This is a genomic window from Bacillus sp. FJAT-29790 (genome assembly GCF_019039215.1).
Lineage (GTDB): Bacteria > Bacillota > Bacilli > Bacillales > Cytobacillaceae > Cytobacillus.
On sequence record NZ_JAHNZZ010000002.1, the window covers coordinates 253863 to 275742 of the forward strand.

The 21880-nt window shown below is 38.8% G+C and carries 19 protein-coding genes; 10 read left to right on the forward strand and 9 right to left on the reverse strand.

Going from position 1 to position 21880, the window contains the following annotated elements; translation table 11 throughout:
* Window positions 1-40 precede the first annotated feature (40 nt).
* The gene (locus BGM26_RS16210) at window positions 41-1207 is read left to right on the forward strand and encodes a M20/M25/M40 family metallo-hydrolase (protein ID WP_217041014.1); all 1167 of its coding nucleotides are present in this window, start codon (window positions 41-43) and stop codon (window positions 1205-1207) included.
* A gap of 199 nt (window positions 1208-1406) precedes the next feature.
* Entirely contained in the window at window positions 1407-2927 is a 1521-nt protein-coding gene (gene hutH / locus BGM26_RS16215; protein ID WP_217041016.1) for a histidine ammonia-lyase, read from the forward strand.
* Window positions 2928-3227: 300 nt separating this feature from the next.
* Here the strand turns inward: hutH (BGM26_RS16215) and BGM26_RS16220 are convergent, their stop codons facing one another.
* Window positions 3228-4700, reverse strand: a complete 1473-nt coding sequence (locus BGM26_RS16220) for an alanine/glycine:cation symporter family protein (protein ID WP_217041017.1) — start codon at window positions 4698-4700, stop codon at window positions 3228-3230.
* Between the two features lie 261 nt (window positions 4701-4961).
* Between BGM26_RS16220 and BGM26_RS16225 the strand changes: the two genes are divergently transcribed.
* Complete coding sequence (locus BGM26_RS16225; RefSeq protein WP_217041019.1) at window positions 4962-7151, forward strand: DNA topoisomerase III; 2190 nt, start codon at window positions 4962-4964, stop codon at window positions 7149-7151.
* 681 nt (window positions 7152-7832) lie between these two features.
* Window positions 7833-9326, forward strand: a complete 1494-nt coding sequence (gene hutH / locus BGM26_RS16230; protein WP_217041213.1) for a histidine ammonia-lyase — start codon at window positions 7833-7835, stop codon at window positions 9324-9326.
* Window positions 9327-9390: 64 nt separating this feature from the next.
* On the opposite strand, the gene BGM26_RS16235 is transcribed toward hutH (BGM26_RS16230), so the two are convergent.
* Entirely contained in the window at window positions 9391-9570 is a 180-nt protein-coding gene (locus BGM26_RS16235) for a hypothetical protein (RefSeq protein WP_217041021.1), read from the reverse strand.
* 844 nt (window positions 9571-10414) lie between these two features.
* On the opposite strand from BGM26_RS16235, the gene motA reads away from it, so the two are divergent.
* Window positions 10415-11209, forward strand: coding sequence for a flagellar motor stator protein MotA (gene motA / locus BGM26_RS16240; RefSeq protein ID WP_217041023.1), 795 nt, complete (start codon window positions 10415-10417; stop codon window positions 11207-11209).
* The gene (motB, locus tag BGM26_RS16245; RefSeq protein ID WP_217041024.1) at window positions 11202-11975 is read left to right on the forward strand and encodes a flagellar motor protein MotB; all 774 of its coding nucleotides are present in this window, start codon (window positions 11202-11204) and stop codon (window positions 11973-11975) included. The genes motA and motB overlap by 8 nt, the downstream gene beginning before the upstream one ends.
* A gap of 90 nt (window positions 11976-12065) precedes the next feature.
* Here the strand turns inward: motB and BGM26_RS16250 are convergent, their stop codons facing one another.
* The 3 genes from BGM26_RS16250 to BGM26_RS16260 all read right to left on the reverse strand — a co-directional run bounded on the left by BGM26_RS16250 (window position 12066) and on the right by BGM26_RS16260 (window position 14332).
* Window positions 12066-13271 (reverse strand): MFS transporter, encoded by a 1206-nt coding sequence (locus BGM26_RS16250; RefSeq protein WP_217041026.1) that lies wholly within the window; start codon window positions 13269-13271, stop codon window positions 12066-12068.
* Window positions 13272-13464: 193 nt separating this feature from the next.
* Complete coding sequence (locus BGM26_RS16255) at window positions 13465-13887, reverse strand: MarR family winged helix-turn-helix transcriptional regulator (protein WP_217041028.1); 423 nt, start codon at window positions 13885-13887, stop codon at window positions 13465-13467.
* A gap of 100 nt (window positions 13888-13987) precedes the next feature.
* Window positions 13988-14332, reverse strand: a complete 345-nt coding sequence (locus BGM26_RS16260; RefSeq protein ID WP_217041030.1) for a helix-turn-helix domain-containing protein — start codon at window positions 14330-14332, stop codon at window positions 13988-13990.
* Between the two features lie 616 nt (window positions 14333-14948).
* Between BGM26_RS16260 and BGM26_RS21840 the strand changes: the two genes are divergently transcribed.
* Window positions 14949-15257, forward strand: a complete 309-nt coding sequence (locus tag BGM26_RS21840) for a DUF5658 family protein (RefSeq protein WP_367949344.1) — start codon at window positions 14949-14951, stop codon at window positions 15255-15257.
* A gap of 486 nt (window positions 15258-15743) precedes the next feature.
* Window positions 15744-15896, forward strand: a complete 153-nt coding sequence (locus BGM26_RS16265; RefSeq protein WP_217041031.1) for an anti-repressor SinI family protein — start codon at window positions 15744-15746, stop codon at window positions 15894-15896.
* A gap of 117 nt (window positions 15897-16013) precedes the next feature.
* Here the strand turns inward: BGM26_RS16265 and BGM26_RS16270 are convergent, their stop codons facing one another.
* The 3 genes from BGM26_RS16270 to BGM26_RS16280 form a co-directional block, all read right to left on the reverse strand.
* Entirely contained in the window at window positions 16014-16337 is a 324-nt protein-coding gene (locus tag BGM26_RS16270; protein ID WP_217041033.1) for a helix-turn-helix domain-containing protein, read from the reverse strand.
* 293 nt (window positions 16338-16630) lie between these two features.
* Window positions 16631-17689, reverse strand: coding sequence for a tRNA 2-selenouridine(34) synthase MnmH (gene mnmH / locus BGM26_RS16275; protein ID WP_217041035.1), 1059 nt, complete (start codon window positions 17687-17689; stop codon window positions 16631-16633).
* Window positions 17690-17864: 175 nt separating this feature from the next.
* Complete coding sequence (locus tag BGM26_RS16280) at window positions 17865-18092, reverse strand: DUF1128 domain-containing protein (RefSeq protein WP_217041037.1); 228 nt, start codon at window positions 18090-18092, stop codon at window positions 17865-17867.
* Window positions 18093-18348: 256 nt separating this feature from the next.
* Here BGM26_RS16280 and BGM26_RS16285 point away from each other — a divergent pair, with 256 nt between their 5' ends.
* Window positions 18349-18702 carry a YtxH domain-containing protein gene (locus tag BGM26_RS16285; RefSeq protein WP_217041039.1) on the forward strand — a complete coding sequence of 118 codons (354 nt, stop codon included), beginning with the start codon at window positions 18349-18351 and terminating at the stop codon, window positions 18700-18702.
* A 29-nt stretch (window positions 18703-18731) separates the two neighbouring features.
* The gene (locus BGM26_RS16290; RefSeq protein ID WP_217041041.1) at window positions 18732-19556 is read left to right on the forward strand and encodes a YihY/virulence factor BrkB family protein; all 825 of its coding nucleotides are present in this window, start codon (window positions 18732-18734) and stop codon (window positions 19554-19556) included.
* Between the two features lie 367 nt (window positions 19557-19923).
* Here BGM26_RS16290 and BGM26_RS16295 read toward each other — a convergent pair whose 3' ends face one another.
* Window positions 19924-21843 (reverse strand): heavy metal translocating P-type ATPase, encoded by a 1920-nt coding sequence (locus BGM26_RS16295; RefSeq protein WP_217041043.1) that lies wholly within the window; start codon window positions 21841-21843, stop codon window positions 19924-19926.
* Window positions 21844-21880: the final 37 nt, after the last annotated feature.

The window sequence follows — 21880 nt, forward strand, 5'->3', positions numbered from 1 at the left end:
CATTCAGTTTAAAAGATATTTAGAAAATGGAGGGAATCCAATGGAAACAAAACAGGTTTCGACTGCCGCTGAAAAAGTAAATGCTGATCGCCTGCTAGATTTATTCCTTGAACTTGCAAAAATTAATGGTCCGAGTACGAAGGAGCAGCTCGTTGCAGATTATTTAATCAAAGCCTTGCCTGAACTTGGATTTACATTTGAGTTTGATGAAGCCCATAAAAATTTTGGCGGTGAAGTTGGAAATTTAATTGCTTGGCGTGAGGGAACAGACTCAACGATCCCGCCATTATTTTTTTCGACACATATGGATACCGTGCTGCCAACAGAAGGATTAAATCCTGTCATTAAAGATGGAGTGATTCATTCGGATGGAACGACAATTTTAGGAGCGGACGATCGTGCGGCATTGGCAGCTTACTTAGAAGCCATTCGGGCAATTATTGAAAGTGGCGTTCCACACGGCCCAATAGAATTCATTTTAACAGTCAATGAGCAGCCAGGACTTGTCGGAGCAACATATATGGATTACAGCAAGGCAAAAAGTAAAACGGGATATATTTTCGACAGCAGCGGCGATGTCGGACAAACCATTCTGAAAGGGCCATACAGCAGCCGGATTTGGATGGAAGTTGAAGGGAATGCTGCACATATTGCCCTAAATGCGGATGAAGGAAACAGTGCATTTCTTATTTCAGCTGAAGGATTGTTACAAATGCGACTCGGGACGATCGATGAAGAGACTCTTGCGAATATAGGGATTATTAATGGCGGGGAGCTGACATCAATTATACCTGGGCGTGTAACGGTTGCAGGAGAAGTTCGAAGTTTTTCAAAAGAGAAACTTGATCAGCAGCTGAAGCATATGGGAGAAGTAATGCAACAAGCTGCTGAAAAAAAGGGCGGCAAAGTGAACATCAGAATTGAAAAAAAATATAGCGGATTTAATATTCCTGAAGACCATATTTTAACGAAAACGGTTGAAGCGGCTGCTCACAAAATTAACGTTAAATCGTATTTAACAGAAACATTAGGCGGTGCCGATACAAATGTGCTAAACGAAAATGGCTTAACTTGTTTGACACTTGGACTTGGTTTCCAAAACATCCATTCTTTCAGAGAGTGTATCAGCATTGAAAACTTAATCAATACAGGCAGATTAACGGCTGCTCTTATTGAGCAATGGTATGTAAATCATAAAAAGGCATAATCAAATAATGAATGATAAGCATTAGAGCATTAGCGGAATTTATGCAGGCGGAACATGATCATATTGGGATACACTTGTTCTAGATATTTATTTACCTTAATATTCCGTAATTTATATTTGGCGTAATTTATGCACTAGTTTTATAATGTTTTAGAATGACGAAATATTCAGTCGAAAATCAAAGGGAGCTGGACATCATATGAAGAGCAGTGAAGCAGTCGATATAGAAATAGTTGAATTAGATGGATTTACATTAGACCGTCAAAAAGTACAAAATGTTGTTAATGGCAGTGCAAAGGTTTCTATCCCGGAAGAAAGCTTATTAAGGGTTCGGGCAAGCCGGAATCGAATTGAAAAACAAATTAATGATGGAAAAATCATATACGGTGTGAATACGGGGTTCGGAAAATTAAGTGACATTGAAATTGAAAAAGATGATATTGCAAAATTACAATTGAACTTATTGCGGGCAGATGCGGTTGGTGTCGGTGAACCACTTCCAATCCCTGTTGTAAGGGCAATGATGACGCTTCGTGCAAATGCACTCGCTAAGGGGTTTTCTGGAATTCGTGAAGAAACACTCACGTTGCTAGTTGAAATGATTAATAAAGGAATTCATCCCATCGTTCCTTGTAAAGGTTCGGTTGGTGCAAGTGGAGATTTAGCGCCTCTTTCTCATATTGCCATCGTGTTAATTGGCGAAGGAAAAGCAGAGTATAAGGGAGAAATTCTTTCAGGCGGAGAAGCATTAAAAAGGGCTGGCCTTACACCGGTAGCATTAGAAGCGAAGGAAGGTCTTGCGTTAATTAACGGAACACAGGCAATGTCTGGTGTCGGAGTCATTGCTCTTAATGAAGCAGAGCGTGTCGGCCTTGCAGCAGATATGGCAGCATGCTTAACGATGGAAGCACTTAACGGCATTATTACTGCCTTTGATAGCGAATTATTAGCCGTTCGTCCGCATCCTGAACTAGAATTTGTTGCATCAAGAATGAGAAAATGGCTCGAGGGCAGTAAACGAATCTCACATCAAGGAGAAATCCGTATGCAAGATGCGTATTCCATTCGTTGCATCCCGCAAGTGCATGGTGCATCTTGGCAAGCATTTAATTATGTAGAGGAACGACTAAAAGTAGAAATGAATTCTGCTACAGACAATCCGATTGTTTTGGAAAGCGGCGAAATTGTATCAGGAGGCCATTTCCATGGACAGCCGATTGCCCTTTCGATGGACTTTCTAAAAGTTGCAGCAGCAGAGTGGGCGAATATTTCAGAGCGAAGAACGGAACGTCTTGTTAACCCGCAATTAAGTGGCCTGTCGCCATTCTTAGCAGTAGATCCAGGTTTAGAATGTGGTTTGATGGTTCCTCAATATGCAGCGGCTGCTCTCGTTTCCGAGAATAAAGTTCTTGCCCATCCAGCAAGTGTTGACTCGATTCCAACATCTGCTAACCAAGAAGATCATGTCAGCATGGGAACGATCGCATCACGCCAAGCTCGAGAAATCATTCATAATTCTGCTCGCGTCATTGCGATTGAAATGATTTGTGCTTCGCAAGCAATCTACTTGGAAAAAGCGGAAAACCAATTAGCACCGGTAACAAGAGACTTTTTAGAGAAGGTCCGAGAAATTTGTCCCCCACTGGAAAGCGACCGCGCGATCTCTGATCAGATGGAAGAGTTGGCACAGTTTATCTTACGAGAAGATGTATTAAAATAATGGCTACCATTTTATATTAGGAAAAAAGGGGCTGTTCAAAAAGTCAGTGCTTGACTTTTTGGACAGCCCCCGTGATTTAAGTCGCGTTAGCGATTTAGTTTAAAGCTAAGAAAGTATAAGTTTTTTGAAGTTAGATGGTGGTCTAGCTCCAGGCACCATTGGCTCAAAGGTCATAAGCCAATCCGCCAAAAAGGTTAAAGAACAACCTTTCTGTCGGCTCGTCTTATGATTGTCGCTGATAGGCGGGCGCCCTGCACTTTTCTAATTTAACGTGAATTTCAAACGGACGAAAGCTTCACATTACGAAACGTTCTTTTTCTCTTTCTTTTCTGAACTTTGGTACCCATTTGCCCAGAAATCAGCATTCTTAATTCCATATTTAGTTGAATTGAATTCTGGATCTTTACCTTCCTTAAGCTGCTCTTCGTAATCCTTTAAAGCAATAGCCGCTGGTTTAAATAACAATAGAATCGCAATTAAGTTCAGCCATACCATAATTCCGAGTCCGATATCGCCCATTGCCCATGCTGTTGATGCAGTTTTTACTGATCCATAGAAAATGGAAGCTAAAAGGACGAGTTTTAGTCCAACAAAAGCAATTCCCCTGAATTTACCACGTACTAGATATGCAAGGTTTGTCTCTGCGATATAGTAATAAGCATAAATGGTCGTGAAGGCAAAGAAGAATAGGGCAATGGCAACAAATCCTGCACCGAATCCTGGAAGGAGCGTATCAACTGCCGCTTGAGTGTAACCAGCTCCTGGTTCAACTCCTGGAAGGTTTTCAGTTAGTACTCCCCCAGTTTTTTCATCGATAACATTGTATGATTGTGTAAATAAAATCATCATTGCAGTTGCTGTAACAACTAAGAATACATCCAAATAAATTGAAAACGCTTGCACAAGACCTTGCTTTGCAGGGTGAGATACCTCAGCTGCTGCCGCAGGGTGAGCACCAGTACCTTGCCCGGCTTCATTCGCATAAAGACCGCGTTTTACTCCCCACATAATAGCTGAACCAATAATACCACCAAACATTTCTTCAGTTCCGAAAGCGCTTTTAAAAATTAGAGCAAATACGGCTGGAACTTCTCCAATGTTAACCCCTATAATTGCAAGTGCAAGTAACACATAACCGGCTGCCATAAAAGGAACGACCAATTCTGCAACTTTAGCAATACGCTTAACACCGCCAAAAATAGTAAAACCAATAAGTGCGGCAACGATTAGACCAGTCATTTTATTGTCAAGACCAAAAGCGTTATTTACGCCATCTGCAATTGAATTTGCCTGTATTCCTGGCATCAAGACAGCCATAGCAAGCAGAGTTGCCACTGCGAAAACTACCGCAAACCATTTCCAGCCAAGTCCCTTTTCTATATAGAATGCAGGACCTCCTCGATACTCACCATCTTGCTTTTCTTTATAGATTTGAGCAAGAGTCGACTCCACAAAAGCTGATGATGCACCGATAAAGGTAATGACCCACATCCAAAATACGGCACCTGGTCCTCCAAAAGCAATACCTGTTGCGGTTCCAGCGATATTCCCTACGCCGATACGGCCGGATAAAGACATCGCTAATGCCTGAAACGAAGAAACCCCCGCATCGGAACCCTTCCCTGAGACCACGAGTTTAACCATTTCTTTGAAGTGACGAATTTGCAGGAATCTAGTGCGAAAACTAAAATACAAGCCACATAAAACAATGAATCCTACCAATACAGGGCTCCACAGCCACCCGTTAATAGTATTTACAATTTGATCAACCACAAAAATCCCCCTTTAAAATTTTTTGTATTGAATAGTAGATTTAGAATTTTAGTATAATTAAGATAGATCCAAATATCAATATTTTTTTTATTGTCGGAATATTATAATTAAAATATAAGTACCATTTGGGGAGAAAAAAACTCTAATAGAATAAGTAGAAAGCATTTTGTCAATATAGGATTGGAATTTTTGGAAATAACGGAATCCATTAGACACGTATGCTATATTTAACTTACGGAAATTCGAAAGGATGTTTTAAATATGGCAAAAAGTGTTGTAATTGCTGAAAAGCCTTCTGTCGCACGTGATATTGCACGTGTGCTAAATTGTAATAAAAAAGGAAATGGGTATCTTGAAGGTGATAAATATATCGTGACGTGGGCACTTGGTCATCTAGTCACACTTGCTGACCCAGAAAGTTACGATGTGAAATATAAAACATGGAATTTAGAAGATCTTCCTATGCTGCCTGATCGTTTGAAATTGACAGTCATTAAACAGACTGGAAAACAGTTCCATGCTGTTAAAAGTCAACTGACTAGAAATGATGTCAACGAAATAATCGTGGCTACAGACGCAGGGAGAGAAGGAGAATTAGTCGCACGTTGGATTATTGATAAAGTAAAAATCAATAAACCTATGAAACGTCTATGGATCTCATCTGTTACTGATAAAGCGATTAAAAACGGCTTTGCAAATTTGAAGCCTGGCAAGTCTTATGACAATTTATATGCTTCAGCTGTTGCCCGTTCAGAAGCTGACTGGTATATAGGTCTTAATGCAACACGTGCATTAACAACTAGGTTCAACGCCCAGTTAAACTGTGGCCGTGTACAAACACCAACTGTTGCAATGATTGCAGCACGTGAGGACGAAATCAAAAATTTCAAAGCACAAACTTATTACGGTATTGAAGCCCAAACAACAGACATATTAAAGCTGACTTGGCAAGATGCAAAGGGAAACAGCCGTAGTTTTGATAAAGAGAAAGTCGATGCGATTGTGAAAAAACTGGGCAAACAAAATGCCATTGTAACAGAAATAGAGAAAAAGCCGAAGAAGTCATTCTCACCAGGTCTTTATGATTTAACCGAACTGCAACGTGATGCGAATAAAATCTTTGGCTATTCTGCAAAGGAAACGTTAAACATTATGCAAAAGCTGTACGAGCAGCACAAAGTTTTAACGTATCCTCGTACTGATTCACGTTATATCTCTTCAGATATTGTAGGAACGCTACCAGAACGCTTAAAAGCTTGTGGAGTTGGAGAATACCGTTCGTTAGCAAACAAGGTCTTAAACAAACCTATAAAAAGTTCGAAAGCTTTTGTTGATGACAGTAAAGTATCAGATCACCATGCCATCATTCCAACCGAAAGCTTTGTAAACTTCTCAGCCTTTACAGATAAAGAGCGCAAAATTTATGACTTAGTTATAAAACGATTCTTAGCAGTATTATTCCCAGTATTCGAGTACGAGCAATTAACGCTCCGTGCGAAAATCGGTGATGAGAACTTTGTTGCTAGAGGAAAAACCATTTTATCGATTGGGTGGAAAGAAGTATACGATAATCGCTTTGAAGATGAGGATGCAGCAGACGATCTGAAAGAACAGATTTTACCTCGCATCGAAAAGAGCGATACATTAAACGTAAACTTTATCGCTCAAACATCAGGTCAAACTAATCCACCTGCACGCTTCAATGAGGCGACATTACTTTCGGCAATGGAAAACCCTACGAAGTATATGGAAACAAAAAATAAACAACTTGTAGACACATTAAAATCGACTGGTGGACTTGGCACAGTTGCTACACGTGCTGACATTATTGACAAGCTATTCAATTCGTTCTTAATTGAAAAGCGCGGTAAAGACATTCATATTACTTCTAAAGGTCGTCAATTGCTTGATTTAGTGCCAGAGGAGCTTAAATCTCCTACTTTAACAGCTGAGTGGGAACAAAAGCTTGATCAAATTGCTCATGGTAAGTTGAAAAAAGAAGTATTCATCGGTGAAATGAAAAGCTACACAAAAGAAATCGTTGCTGAAATTAAAGCAAGTAATAAAAAATACAAGCACGATAATATTTCCACAAAATCTTGTCCAGACTGTGGAAAACCAATGCTAGAAGTGAATGGCAAAAAAGGCAAAATGCTCGTGTGCCAAGATCGTGAATGTGGACATCGTAAAAATGTCGCACGGGTCACAAACGCACGTTGTCCACAATGCCATAAAAAACTGGAGCTGCGTGGCGAAGGTGAAGGCCAAATCTTTGCATGTAAATGTGGATATCGTGAAAAACTGTCTGCTTTCGAGGCACGCCGAAAAAAAGAATCTAAGGGCAAAGTGGATAAACGGACTGTACAAAAGTATTTGAAAAACCAGCACAAGGATGAGGAACCTGTGAATAATGCGTTTGCAGAAGCATTAAAAGGATTGAAGTTTGATTAATACAATAATTAAGGGGCTATTCACAAAGATTTAAGATCTTTATGAATAGTCCCTTTTTTTGTAGTTATTTAATTTCTTAGTATAACGTATTTTTATAGCGTAGGACAAATGAGTTTGAAGCTGGATACATCACTTTAGCCTACTAATGATCTAATAATCTAACGATCTAACTTGTTAAAAACTGGTAAATTATTATTGACAAGGCAGGTGGCCAGGAAATAGAATTATTATATTCAGAAAATTATTTAATTAGGAATAAAAAATTCTGGCTGTTTTCGCATATATTGTTGTTTTGGCCATCAAAGTTTGCCCGTTGATTTCCGCTGCGGGCACTTGCTTTCCTCGGGGAGGGACGGGAGCCTCCTCGGCGTTACCGCCTGTGGGGTCTCCCGTTCCCTCTATTTCCGCAGGAGTCAAGTGCCCTCCGCTCCAAATCAACTCAGATTATTAAATAAAAGTCATATTATAAAAGCAACAAACTTTACGAAAACAGCCTAAATTTTTGACATGTAAGAATTTTTAATTGTTGACTAGATTGCAGTAAGGCTGTATTTCAAAAATTAAGTTTGAAACAATGCCTTTTTTATATTGCGTTTATGTACAAGGAGGAACAAAATGTCTATTTTAACTGACAACACTTTAACATTACATGAAGACAATAACGTACCAAGGGGGAAGGAAATGGTTACTTTATCTGGTCACACGTTAACATTAAATGAAGTGAAGCGGGTTTTATTTGATAAGGAAAAAGTTCGTGCATCAGAGGAAAGTTTAGTTGCGGTAAAGGAGAGCCATAATGCTGTCAAAAAGATTGTCAGCGAAGGAAGGGTCATTTACGGCATTAATACCGGTTTTGGCAAGTTCAGCGACGTGCTTATTAATCAAGAGGATGTAAAAGACCTTCAGCTCAATCTAATCCGTTCACATGCTTGCGGAGTAGGGGAGCCATTTCCGGAGTCTGTCTCACGGGCCATGCTGCTATTAAGAGCAAACGCATTACTAAAAGGATTTTCAGGCGCACGTCCGGTTCTTATCGAGCGATTGCTTGAACTAGTTAATCGGGAAATTCACCCTGTGATTCCACAGCAGGGATCGTTAGGTGCAAGCGGGGATTTGGCGCCACTTTCTCATTTAGCATTGGTTCTCGTTGGAGAAGGAGAGGTTTTTTATAAAGGCGAAAGGAAGCCTGCGTTAGAAGTCCTTACGCAAGAAGGACTGGCACCTCTATCTCTTGAAGCTAAAGAAGGGCTTGCTTTAATTAATGGTACCCAAGCGATGACAGCAATGGGAGTAGTTGCTTATCTCGAAGCGGAGAAGCTTGCCTACCAAAGCGAGTTAATTGCTGCCATGACGATGGAAGGCTTGAATGGAATTATTGATGCCTTCGATGAAAAAATTCATTTAGCTAGAGGATATAAACAACAGGTTGATACGGCAAAAAGAATGAGAGAATATCTATCAGGCAGTGAATTGATCACGAAGCAAGGTAAAATCCGAGTTCAAGATGCCTATTCGCTCCGCTGTATTCCGCAAGTTCATGGGGCTTCTTGGCAGGCACTCGATTATGTAAAAGAAAAGCTTGAAATCGAAATGAATGCGGCAACAGATAATCCACTTATCTTTGATGAAGGAGATCGCGTCATCTCGGGTGGAAATTTCCATGGGCAGCCAATTGCATTTGCCGTGGACTTTATGAAAATTGCCATAGCCGAGCTGGCTAATATTTCTGAACGAAGAATCGAGCGGTTAGTAAATCCGCAGCTTAATGATTTACCGCCATTTTTAAGCCCGGAGCCTGGACTGCAATCAGGTGCCATGATCCTGCAATACAGCGCAGCTTCGCTTGTATCCGAGAATAAAACGTTAGCACACCCGGCAAGTGTCGACTCGATTCCTTCCTCTGCCAACCAGGAGGATCATGTCAGCATGGGAACGATTGGTTCGAGACATGCGTATCAAATTATTCAAAATGCGAATAATGTCCTAGCCATTGAGCTCATGTGCGCCCTTCAGGCTGTAGAGTATAGAGGGGTAGAAAAAATGGCAGAGAAAACGAAAAGCTTTTATTTAGAAGCGAGAAAAACGGTTCCTTCTATTAAAAAGGATCGCATTTTTTCGAAAGATATTGCTGCATGTTCAGCGTGGTTGAAAGGGCTGGATATAACATCTTTATAATTGGAACGGGTCTAAAGCATCTTTAGACCCTGTTTTTTCACCTGGGAAAGCATCGGAAAATACTTCATTTATTTCTAAATTCTGTTCCATCATGCCCCTCAATTCGATTTTTAAAAGCTTCCTGAACGACAAGAAATTCCTCGTCCTCCTGTGCTTCTGTCGCTTTCTTTTCTACGATCGAATTTTCAGGGAAATTACCTGGATGCTGTTTGTTTTTGTGATTAAAATGTTCACCTCGAGCCATTAAACCCACTCCTTTCTCTTTTCTTCCTGTATCATACCCCTTCTTGAAAATCCTATGTATTTTATTAGTTGTTTAACTAAGATCTTCTTATTGTCATACATACGATTAACTTCTCTTTATTGGATAGACAACCAACGATACTTAAAGATTTTCTAAAAAAATTTAAAAAAGAAGTGTATGTATTAGACGTTTGTCCATACCAATTTTGTTAAAAAACATAGTCTATATAAGAAATATAGAAAGGAGGGGTTAACATGGATGGAATGATGAGAAAAAGAACTGATCGCAGAAGTCATCGTAGAACTCGCAGAACTCGTAACAGATGTGGAAATGTATTTGTAAATTGTAGAAGCGGACGCAGAACTTTCAGAAGTACCCGTAGATCTTGCAGAAGTCGCCGTAGAACTAATCGTAGGTGCGGAGATATCTTTGTAAATTGTGGAAATCGCAGAAGCAGCCGTAGATCTTGTCGTAGAAGCTTCAGAAGAGGTTGCGGATGTGGATGTGGAGGCTTTTTCTTCTAATTAGTTATTAAAAGGAGACAGGGAGCTCAAATCCCTGTCTTTTTTTAATTTCTAGTCCTTTTTAACCGTGTGAAAGATATTTATGGAAACAAATAAGTGAATTTGCCTAAAGTTTATGTAGAATTTGTCGAAATAAGAATAGAGAATCCGTTTTTTAAGCTGTTTTTTTCTAAAGAACAAGTTTATCAACAAAATTCTGAATTTTACGGTGAAAAAGCAAAAATATCAGCGGAATCTAGATATATCCATGAAAAAAACTTAAAAAGTGTTATTAGAATTAAAGACATCGTTCGAATTTATTTGAGATGGGTGAGGCGCATATGGATAAAACATCGTTAATTGGCTTAATTTTAGGAGTAATTGCGGTCGGGGTTGGAATGGTTCTAAAAGGAGTTAGTCTTGCTGCTCTATTAAATCCGGCGGCCATACTGATCATCCTCCTTGGTACAGCGGCCACTGTTATAATTGCATTTCCGACAAGTGAAATTAAGCGGGTACCAAAGTTATTTGGGGTTATTTTCAAAGAACAGAAATTAATGAATCCAGTAGATTTAATTAAAATGATCTCAGATTGGGCACAGCTAGCAAGAAAAGAAGGTTTGCTTGCACTTGAAGCAAAGACAAATGAAGTGGACGATCCGTTCCTAAGAAACGGACTATCTTTGGCTGTTGACGGACAGAGTGCCGATTACATACGTGACATATTAACTGAAGAAATTGAAACAATGGAAGAAAGACATCTAGCAGGAGCACAGATTTTTTCACAGGCAGGGACTTATGCTCCGACTCTGGGTGTCTTGGGAGCTGTTGTCGGACTTATTGCTGCGCTTTCAAATATGAATGATACTGATAGCTTAGGATATGCAATTAGTGCGGCGTTTGTCGCAACCTTGCTAGGAATATTCACAGGTTATGTGCTTTGGCATCCGTTTGCAAACAAGCTAAAACGGAAATCTAAGCAGGAAGCTAAACTGAAATCAATGATGATAGAAGGAATTTTATCCGTTTTAGAGGGGGAGGCGCCAAGGATAATTGAGCAAAAATTAGCTTCTTATTTACCTGCAGGAGAAAGAAAGAAGTTTCTTGAAGAAAGCGGTGTGAAGACGGATGAGTAGACGTAAAAAGAAGGATAAGGGTGAGGAACACATCGATGAGTCATGGCTCCTTCCCTATGCTGATCTTTTAACATTGCTGTTAGCTTTGTTTATTGTTCTATACTCGTCTAGCTCAATAGATGCTCAAAAGTTCCAGGAAATATCAAGAGCCTTTAATAGCGCTTTTACCGGGGGAACAGGGATTTTTGAATTCCCAAGTCCAATGCCGGAGGGGCAAATGCAGACATCAGATGTTGATAAGAAAGATGAAGTGAACAAGGAAAATGAAGAAAAAGAGAAGGAATTTAAGCACCAAGCAGATCAGCAGGAGCTTGCCACTATACAAAATAAGGTGAACACATATATTGAGAAAAATCGTTTATCCGATAAATTAGAAACCTCCTTAACAGTAGAGGGTTTATTAGTATCAATTAGAGATAATGTTTTATTCTCTCCAGGAAGTGCAGATGTCAGACCAAATGATTTAAAAATTGCTAATGAAATTGCCGAGCTTCTAGTGATGGAACCACCGAGGAATATTATTATTAGCGGACATACCGATAATGTACCAATCGGGAATGCGCCTTTCGAATCGAACTGGGAATTAAGTGTCATGCGGGCAATCAATTTTATGAAAATTGTTTTGAAGAACGATAAGCTAGACCCGAGATGGTTTAGTGCAAAGGGATTTGGTGAATATCAGCCTGTAGCATCCAATGATTCAAGTCAAGGAAGAGCGAAAAATAGAAGGGTAGAAATTTTAATCTTACCAAGAATCGGAAGCTAGCCTAAATTGGGTTAGCTTCTTTTTCTATAATAAAAATAAAAGAAACCGGCTCATTCGCCGATTACCTCCAATCTTACCTCTCACTCTAACCTATAAAGGTAGATCTGCTTTCGAATATCCGGTTTTCCGGGCTGCCATTTGTTTGCCATGCAACAAGTAATATGCCAGCAGGGCAAGGAAAATCACTCCGACTAAAATAAGATATACGGATGAAAAGCTTGTAGATACAGCGATCATTCCAAGAACATAGGATCCAAGGCCAATTCCAACATCAAAAAATGTAAAAAATGTTGAAGTAGCTAAACCTCGTTTCGAAGGGTCAGAATTATTGATGGCAACTGTTTGCAAACAAGGCACAAGGCTTCCATAGCCTAAGCCAATGATGGCACCGGCAAGTAGAAATACAAAGGTAGTATTCGCCTGACTTAGCAAAAACATACCGAAGGCGAATAAAATTATCGCCGGGTAAACGATCTTATTTTCCCCATAGATGTCAAACCATCTTCCGGTAAACGGCCGGGAAATAAGCATAAAAGCAGCATAAACAACAAAAAAGAAGCTAGCCGCTTCAAATAAACCAAGTTCTTTTGCATAAACAGAGATAAACGCAAGAATTCCGGAGTAACTAACAGCAAGAATACCTGCCACAATTGCAACGGGCATCGCCTTTTTTTCAAAAAGACTGGCAAAAGAAAATGGTGGCTGCTGTGATTTCGGACTTGAGGATCCCCCTTTTGGCAAGCGGACAGCAAAAGATAGAAGCAATGCAAGGAATGCTAAAACTGCACATAAACCAAAAATCAAGTGAAAGCCTGAATACTGAATAATCGTCAGACCAGCAAAAGGGCCAATAACCATTGCTAGATTCATAAACATCGAATAATAGCCAAGTCCTTCGCCTTTTCTTTCATTCGGGACAATATCAGCTGCGATAGCACCTGCTGCTGTAGTCACCATTCCAAATCCGATCCCATGTATGAATCGTAACACAAGCAAGACGGCTATTGAATTAGCCCAAAAATAAAAAATAGTGGATACGGAAAATAAGATTAAAGAAATGAACAAAATCTTTTTCCGACCAATCTCGTCCAGCCATTTTCCTGTTAGGGGCCTGATAATTACAGCAGCAATAAGGAAAACAGATGTAATTAATCCAACTTCAGTCCCATCCCCCTTTAAATCGTCCAAAACATAAATCGGGAGCGTCGTCAGCAAAATATAAAACCCGATAAACATAAAAAAACTTGTAATCGAAATACTTAAAAATTCTTTTGTCCATAAACGCTGTTTCTTCATGATGACCTCCATAATTAGTAAAATTAGATTTCGTACGCTGCTGTGTTTGCGAACGAGTCAAATCACTTCGCGGGTAATTTAGATGCCTGAAATTGAGAGAATGGATGTGGGAATAGAAGCAATTGGCAAGCTAGCGAGAGCATTTAATGAAGCCAACATAATTGATCCATGCAAAATTCAAATTGAAAAGGGTCTATCGCAAAAGGCTTTCATTCATTTTTTTCACAACAGTGAGGATGGTGGTGATTTCTTCCTCACTTACATTCCTTAAAAGTTGTTTTTCATATGTGCGGACTGCATTTAGCCAATGATCGTATTCCTTGTTGGCATTCTCAGTGAGCATAATTCGTTTTTCCCGTTTATCAGAACCAGAGATTTTTGAAATCCAACCGGAGTTCTCCATTCTGGCCAATGTCCTAGTCATTGTAGGTGCCTCAACCCCAAGGTAGAGCGATAAATCCTTCTGGGTAGCAGGTCCATTTGTTTTCAGCAAGTAGATAATTGCCCATTGAGCCGAATATAAACCAAGCGGAACAAGAACCTCATTTAAAGATTTTGAAAAATGGCGTGAAAATTGATTAATAGAATGAAATAGTTCATTTTGTATAATTTGCATAATATCACCTGATTTGAATTAGTTACCTAGCTAATTATATTCCTATAATCTTGAATTGTCTAGGCGGCTATAAGAAAAAATAATTGTTTCCGATCCGCAATTATTTATTTCCCTCGTTATTTTTCTTGAATTTAATAAAATCTAAATAATAGGCAAAATCATCCTTCGTTATTCCTTGGTTAATGGCTTCGTGGACGAGTTGGATCCAATCACTATCGATTTTCCATATGTCTGATGACTTGCCATCCTTATTTGTATCTAAAAGATCCTCCACATTTGTGCCGAGTGTACTTGCCAATTTAGAGATTACTTGCAAGGAAGGGTTTCGTTGAATCCCTCTTTCGATATAGCTTAAATAAGACTTGGATACGCCTGCTTTTTCAGAAAGCTCATTAATGGAATATCCTTTTTCGAGCCGTAGCCGTTTAATTCGATTTCCAACCATAGGCATATTTCTCCTTATATTCAGTCTACATATACATTATAACGAACGAAATACTTAACGAAAAATTCAAAAAACTAAGAAAAATCAAGCTAGGGTGAGTATATTCACGAAAATTGTTCTTTAAAACGAAAAAACGGATAAATTTAGTTTTTTAAAAAACGGTACATATGAACTATACTGGTTTTAGGTGTTCTTTAAAAGAAACGGATTCGTTAATTCCGTTGAAGGAACGTGGTTATTCTAGAAGTAAAATCTGTTTACATCGTCCTGATAATAAAAGGGGTGGTAAACTATGTATCAAAAAAAATGTGATAAATGCGAGCGACCATCCTATAGCAGCAGTGAAATAGGTGAGTGGCTCTGTCCTGTTTGCGGAAATGATTTAACAAAGTTTCCGTTTTTTGATGCAATGACCATTGAAAGGATTCATATGAAGAAACCTATCTTTTATAGGGAGGAAAAAGGGGGGAGAAAGAAGGAAATAGTAATAAAAATAACATCTCTTGTTTACAGGAATCATTTAAGGAAAAAATAGGATTTAGAGCAGACTGCGATTTACTAGTTATTCCAAATAAGCTCGGCCTTTAACGAGCAATTGAATTCGAGCTGATTAATAATGGAGTTAGATTTAAAAAAGATTATCTATTTTCTTGCCTTTTTAAATATCTTCGATGGTGTTGTCACTTATGTGGGACTTCGTTATTCCCTTATCGAGGAGGGTAATCCTCTAATGAGCCTTTTATACAACAGTAATTCAGAAATTTTTATTGGCTATAAACTATTTCTCTCATTGCTTCTATGCGCTTTATTGCTTCTGAAGAAAATTCCAACGAAAGGATTAGTAAAAAATTTAGCCTTTTCAGCTTCGATTCTTTACATGATTGTTTGTGCATACCATGGTTTTTGGATCCTATTTTTTTTGTAACTCTTGTAAAATTAGTCTTAAAATGGTGTATCTCACGAGCAAGGTCATATTGTAAATGATGTTCAACTGATAAAACATAGAAAATGAACGATATATATTAACTAGAACGCAACTAATATTCAATGACTAAAGTTACAAGTTGTCCATAAATTTCGAAAAGAGTTCGACTGTTTATTACAACATAATGTATAAAGTAATGCTTCTTTTGGATCCTTTTACATGAAAAATGTTTCGGAATAAGTAGATTATGTTAGGATCATGCGGAAGTTGTCGTGTTTTGGGTTAATAAATTGATTGCTAAGTTTTCGGAGTAGACAAAAAGTAACATGGATAAATGACTGGAGCAATTATAATACAAATAGGTGAAATTAGTTGACAAAAAGAGGAAAACTAAAGGGGACAAAGCCAAAAGAAAAAGTATTTGGGGATCATATACTTCATTGGTGGATTATCTTGAATATGATTTGATTTTTTGGGGGGAAGAGAGTGATTAAGACGAAAGTAACCACCGAGGGGATAGACAGTGAATGGCTGCAATTAATACTTGAAGCTAAAAACATGGGCATGCAGAAAGAGGAAATACTGGCCTATCTTTCAAACAAAAGTGCTAAAGATCAATTGGTAAAAACTAATAAATAGACTCCCAAAAGTATTTCTAGGAAAGAAAAGTCTTTCTGAAGAAATGCTTTTTTATTTTTGCAAAAAAAGACGCGTAACTCAAATTTCTTATAGCTATTGCGTCTCTAGGTAATATAATTATTTGTTCTGTTCAATTCTCCACTTATTGAAGTCAAGGAACTCGCGGAACTGCTCTTTGGAGACGCCGGAATTCATCGCTGCTTGTACAATCTCAAGCCACTCCGAATCCAAATCGTCGGTATTCGGCTGTTCATGGATTAAATGATCGACAGGAACATGTAATACAGCAGCTATTTTCTCAAGAAATTGTATAGAAGGGTTTGTTTGCAGGTTTCTTTCTAGCGAGCTTAAATATGATTTAGCAACGCCAGCTTGTTCTGCAAGCTCGGATAACGACATCTTCTTTTCTAGGCGGAGTGTTTTAACGCGATTTCCGATCATCCAATCTCACACACCTTATCATAATATGTAATTTCTATCATAACAAAAACAAATTAGAAGTTCCATATTAAGAACAACTTGTTCAAAAAAATTCCTAATTTCTTACTATAAATATTCAATATATATATTAAATGTCCTTTAAATTTAGTGAATCTTCCCACGCACGAAGGAAATGCGATAGCATTTTCGAGGAGTCAAGTGCCCTCCGCTCCAATCAACTCAGATTATTAAATAAAAATCACATTATAAAGACAACAAATTTAAGAAAATAGCCTTTAAAAAAGAAAAAATGCTCATCTGACTAGAGCATTTTGGGATTGAATGATTTGAATGACTTCATCAACAGCTAAATCAGTATGATCGGCATCGACATGAAGGAAAGGCCCTTCATATTCAGACTGCTTATGTGCATATCGGGGATCATAATATGCTTCCAGTAGAATTTGAATAACCAATTTATAGTTTTGACCCTTAGCTGCCTCGTCCAGAAGGGAATTGATTTCTTGATTCTTTAAACGTTTTTTAATAAAAGCTAAGAGCTCAATTACTTTTTCTTGAAACCAATCATCTTTAAGGTATGGCATAACATAGTCATGATAAATTCGCTCTACTCTTGATGACATTGACGCTTGAAGATTAATATGGATTCCAAGCTGTTTTCTGTTTATTAGCTCTTCCGGTTGAACAATTTTACCTATTCGTTTGCTTTCTGCCTCTAGGATAAAAAATGGAGTACCCTCAATTTTAGTTAAAGTTTGAAACAGAAGCGCGTCGAATGTTTTCTGGTTATTGCCGGCGCCTCGCCCAATTGTTCCGAAAATAGACCCGCGATGGCCAGCCAATTCTTCTAAGTCAATAATCGGGAATCCTCTGTCGCTCAACTTTTTTAAAACATCTGTTTTACCTACGCCTGTCATGCCATGGAGAGTAATCGCTCTTGGAGGCAGAAAGCTTGGGATCTTCTCCAAAATAAACTGGCGGTACGCTCTGTACCCTCCGGTTAAACGAGGAGTAGAAATTCCTGCAAATGACAAAAAGGTCGCCACTGCTTTACTGCGCATTCCACCTCTCCAGCAATAGATAACAGGGTGATGATTATCCACTTGCAAATCTTTTATTTGTCCCAAAATAGAAGGGATCTTCGGAGATACAATCTCCATGGCCTGCCATTTAGCCGCATCCGAGCCTTCTTGCTTATAAAGCGTTCCAATAATGACGCGTTCTTCATCAGAAAATAATGGGATATTGACGGCTCCAGGAATTCTGAACTCGTTAAATTCACCGGGCGATCTAACATCAATAGGAATTGCTTTTTTTAATTCGATAAGTCCTTCAACGGTTATTTCTCTCATTCGATTCCTCCAAGTGAAATTGTATAAGCTTATTTTAGCGATAAATGGAAGGGGTGACTACTTTAGCTTTTTTAAATTTAGGGGTATTACCAGCTTTATTTCCATTCTTGAACACTAATATGCATTAGGAAGAGAGGCAACAAATAAAGCAGCCTTCGAAGGCTGCTTTATTTCACTATTTATTTTTTCTAAGATTCCCGAGCTCCTCAACTAATGCTTGCATTTCATTCGGACTGAATGAGTTTTTTTTCATGACGAGATCGTAAATATCCTTTAATTCCTCATACATTTCTTCATCAAAATGCGATGGTTTAATGGCACCGAAGTTTAATACTTTAAGTTTCTCTTTTATTGCTTCGATCATATATTCAACGTTTTCTACCGATTTTTCTGTTAAATTCATTTCGGATTTCTCCCCCCATTAGTATAGATTATATACATTTGCTTTAAGTATCCTCATCTTTCCATGTTCTTTATTAATTGTCAACCGATATTTAATGCAGAGAGATCCCGTTATGTTCCTTAAAAGTTGCATGAGGCATGGGGTATAGAAGAAAATGAAGGGAAGAAGGATTTGTTCAGATAATAACTAGGGTTGTGAACTGCTGTTAAAAGATCTTCGTCATGCACATAATATTTAGATAGAAGGAGAGATGAATATGGGGAAATCATTATTTTGGAAAGGTGTCATATACGGTGCACTTGCTGGCGGAGCTTTAAGCCTGCTTGATAAGAACACCCGGCAATCTGTTATGAAAAGTTGTAAAAAAACAACAAGTGAAATTTCTTTTTATGTGAAGCATCCTGATGAAGTAGTTAGTCATGTCAAAGAAGTGACAAATAAAATTAAAACCACGGTTGAGCAGGTAAGTGCAGATGTTTCGTTCATTACTGGGAAAGTGGGAGAATTAAGGGATGGAGCATCGCAAGTAGCCGAATTTGTTGAGGATACAAAGCATACGTTTTTACAAGAAGATCAGAATGAGGCTGATTCTGAAAAAAACAAGTCGTAAGCATAGAACGAAACGAGTGAGGTGTTGGAATGGGACGAGCTTTTTCAACTCTGGTTCCGCGATTATGGAAAAGGGTGATGGTAGACGATTTATTTGGCTTTGCTGCACAATTGGCTTATTTCTTCCTGCTTTCACTCTTTCCATTACTCCTGTTTTTAGTTACATTGCTACCCTATTTGCCAATTACACAGGAAGACATTCTTGGTGTGGTCCGTGACTTTGCGCCAGCAGAGAGCATGAATTTGATTGAGACGAACATCAAGGAGATTTCAACAAAAAACGGCAAGTTACTCTCATTTGGGATTATTGCAACGATTTGGTCTGCTTCAAATGGGATTGATGCCACTGTAAGGGCTTTTAACCGAGCTTATGAAGTGAAGGAAAGCCGTCCGTTCCTTGCTGCGAGGGGGATGGCCATTTTGTTTACTTTTGCTATGTTATTTGTTTTTATTGTTGCATTACTGCTGCCGGTTTTTGGTAAGCAGATTGGCGTCTATTTATTTGCTGAATTGGGCTTAACAGGGGAGTTTGTGGCCGCATGGAATATGCTGCGTTGGCTTGTTAGTTCTATCATTTTGTTTGTAGTGTTTACCGGTCTTTATTGGATGGCTCCTTATAAAAAGTTGACGTGCATAAGTGTTATTCCCGGGGCCATTTTTACCACGATAGGCTGGGTGCTGTCATCTCTCGCTTTCTCCTATTATGTCTCGAATTTCGGCAACTTTTCGGCTACATATGGAAGTATTGGTGCGATTATTGTACTTATGATCTGGTTTTATCTGACAGGAATCATTATCATCATCGGCGGAGAAATAAACGCGATATATAGTAAATATAAGAGTGCTGATTGTTGAATTATATGTTATAAGTTTCCTTTGATAATAAAAGGGATCTGTCAAAGAATAAGACAGGGGAAAAATTACTTTCATTGAAGGAGATATGGTATATGACGAAGCAAAAAAAAGACGGCGGAACGAAACAAAAAGGGAAAGGCTCGCCAAAAAATAAAACATCCGGCTCTGCAAACGGACAGAACGGGTATCATTAACTAAACGGGCTTTTTTTAAAACTAACTTAGATTGATTATTACCCAACAAAAATAGAAAAAGACGCTTAACTCAATCAGTTAAGCGTCTAAATGTAAAAACAGTTTATTTATAAACGTCACCGAGATTATCAATAAAAAGAAAGTCCTGCCTCAAAGAGAATCCAAAGATGAGATTATGATCGCAACAGCCTCAAACTGTTCAAAATAACTAAAATTGTACTTCCTTCATGACCGATGACCCCATATGGAAGGTCAAGAATCTGTAGGAAGTTTGAAGCGATCAGTAGCATAATTACGGTAATCGAAAAAATGACATTTTGCTTGATGATTCTGTTCATTTTTCGCGAAAGATTAATGGCTTCAGCAATGCGGGGCAGATCGTTTTTCATAAGAACGACGTCTGCAGTTTCGAGAGCAACATCGGATCCTTCACCCATTGCAATTCCTACATTGGCTGTCGCCAAAGCCGGGGCATCATTAATTCCGTCTCCAACCATTCCGACATTTTGATATTTTTCTTTTAATGCATGAAGTTGTTCGACTTTATTTTCAGGCAAGCATTCAGCGATATACTCATTAACATGGCATTGATTTGCAATGGCTGTTGCCGTGTATTGACTGTCGCCCGTAAGCATAATCGTATATATGCCTTGATTTTTCAATTGATCAATGGCTTTGATCGTTTCTTTTCGAACAACGTCCTGGAGGGCGATGATCGCAGCAATTTTTCCATTCTTTTGAACGAAAACAACCGTCTTACCTTCACTTGCCATTTTGGCAGCTGCTCCTTCAGCAAAGCTCGCGGCAGATTCAGCACCAACAAATTTTGCTTTCCCAATTTTCCATTCATCCGCATCAATGAAGGCTTTTACACCCCAGCCAGGCACATCTTCAATACTTTTAGGATCAATAAGGGATTCAGTCAAGTTTTCTTTTGTATATTTGACAATCGCATTAGCTAATGGATGTGTCGAGTGGCTTTCAACGGAAGCGGCTATTAATAATACTTCTTCCTTTGAAAGGCCTTGTTCGACGATGACATCTGTTACCTCAGGTTTTCCTTTTGTGAGCGTGCCCGTCTTGTCAAAGGCAATGGCTTTTAAATGACTTAAATTTTCTAAATGAACCCCGCCTTTAAATAGAATGCCGTGTTTGGCTCCGTTTGAAATCGCCGACAGGGTTGCAGGCATAATTGATGCAACAAGCGCACAGGGAGAGGCAACAACGAGTAAAATCATCGCCCGGTAAAAGCTTTCCGTCCAGCTCCATCCTAAAACGAAGTGAGGAACAAACATCATCAGAACAACAACGGCCAAGACAACTTTTACATACGTCCCTTCAAACCGTTCAATAAAAAGCTGGGAAGGGGATTTTTCACTTTGTGCTGATTGAACAAGCTGAATGATTTTTTGAAAAAGGGTTTCGCTGTTTGGTTTCGTAATCTCGACTGTGATCGAGCCATTTAAATTGACCGTTCCTGCAAAAACGACATCTTCAGCACCTTTTGATACAGGGATCGATTCACCGGTAATTGCGGCCTCATCCAAAGTCGTTTGCCCTCTTAAAATAGTTCCGTCAGAAGGGACTCGTTCACCAGGCTTAACTAAAATGAGGTCACTAACAGCAAGTTGGGATACATGTACTTTTTCTTCGATCCCTTTATTGATTCTTAAAGCTTCTTCTGGCTGGATTTCCATTAAAGCGGAGATTTCCTTATGGCTTTTATTCATTGTATATGTTTCTAATGCCCCGCTCACAGCAAAGATAAAAATCAGAATGGCTCCTTCTGTCCAGTAGCCGATTAGGCCAGAACCAACGGCTGCAAAAACCATTAACATTTCAACATTTAACTCTTTGTTGGCAATCGTTTCTTCAATGCCTTCTTTTGCTTTTGCAAATCCGCCGATGACGAAAGCTAAAATATAGGCAGAAACAGAGGCAGTGGCAAAATCATTCCTGTCTAAAATCCAGCCTGCGACAATCAGTGCACCGCTAAAAAGAGCAGCCACTAATTCTGCATGAGGTTTTATTTTTTCAATGAAGCTTTCATTTTCCTTCACACTTCCTAATAAAGCTTTTGCTTCCGCGCTCATTCCTTTTCCTCCTCTTAATGAGTTTTGTTTTCATTTA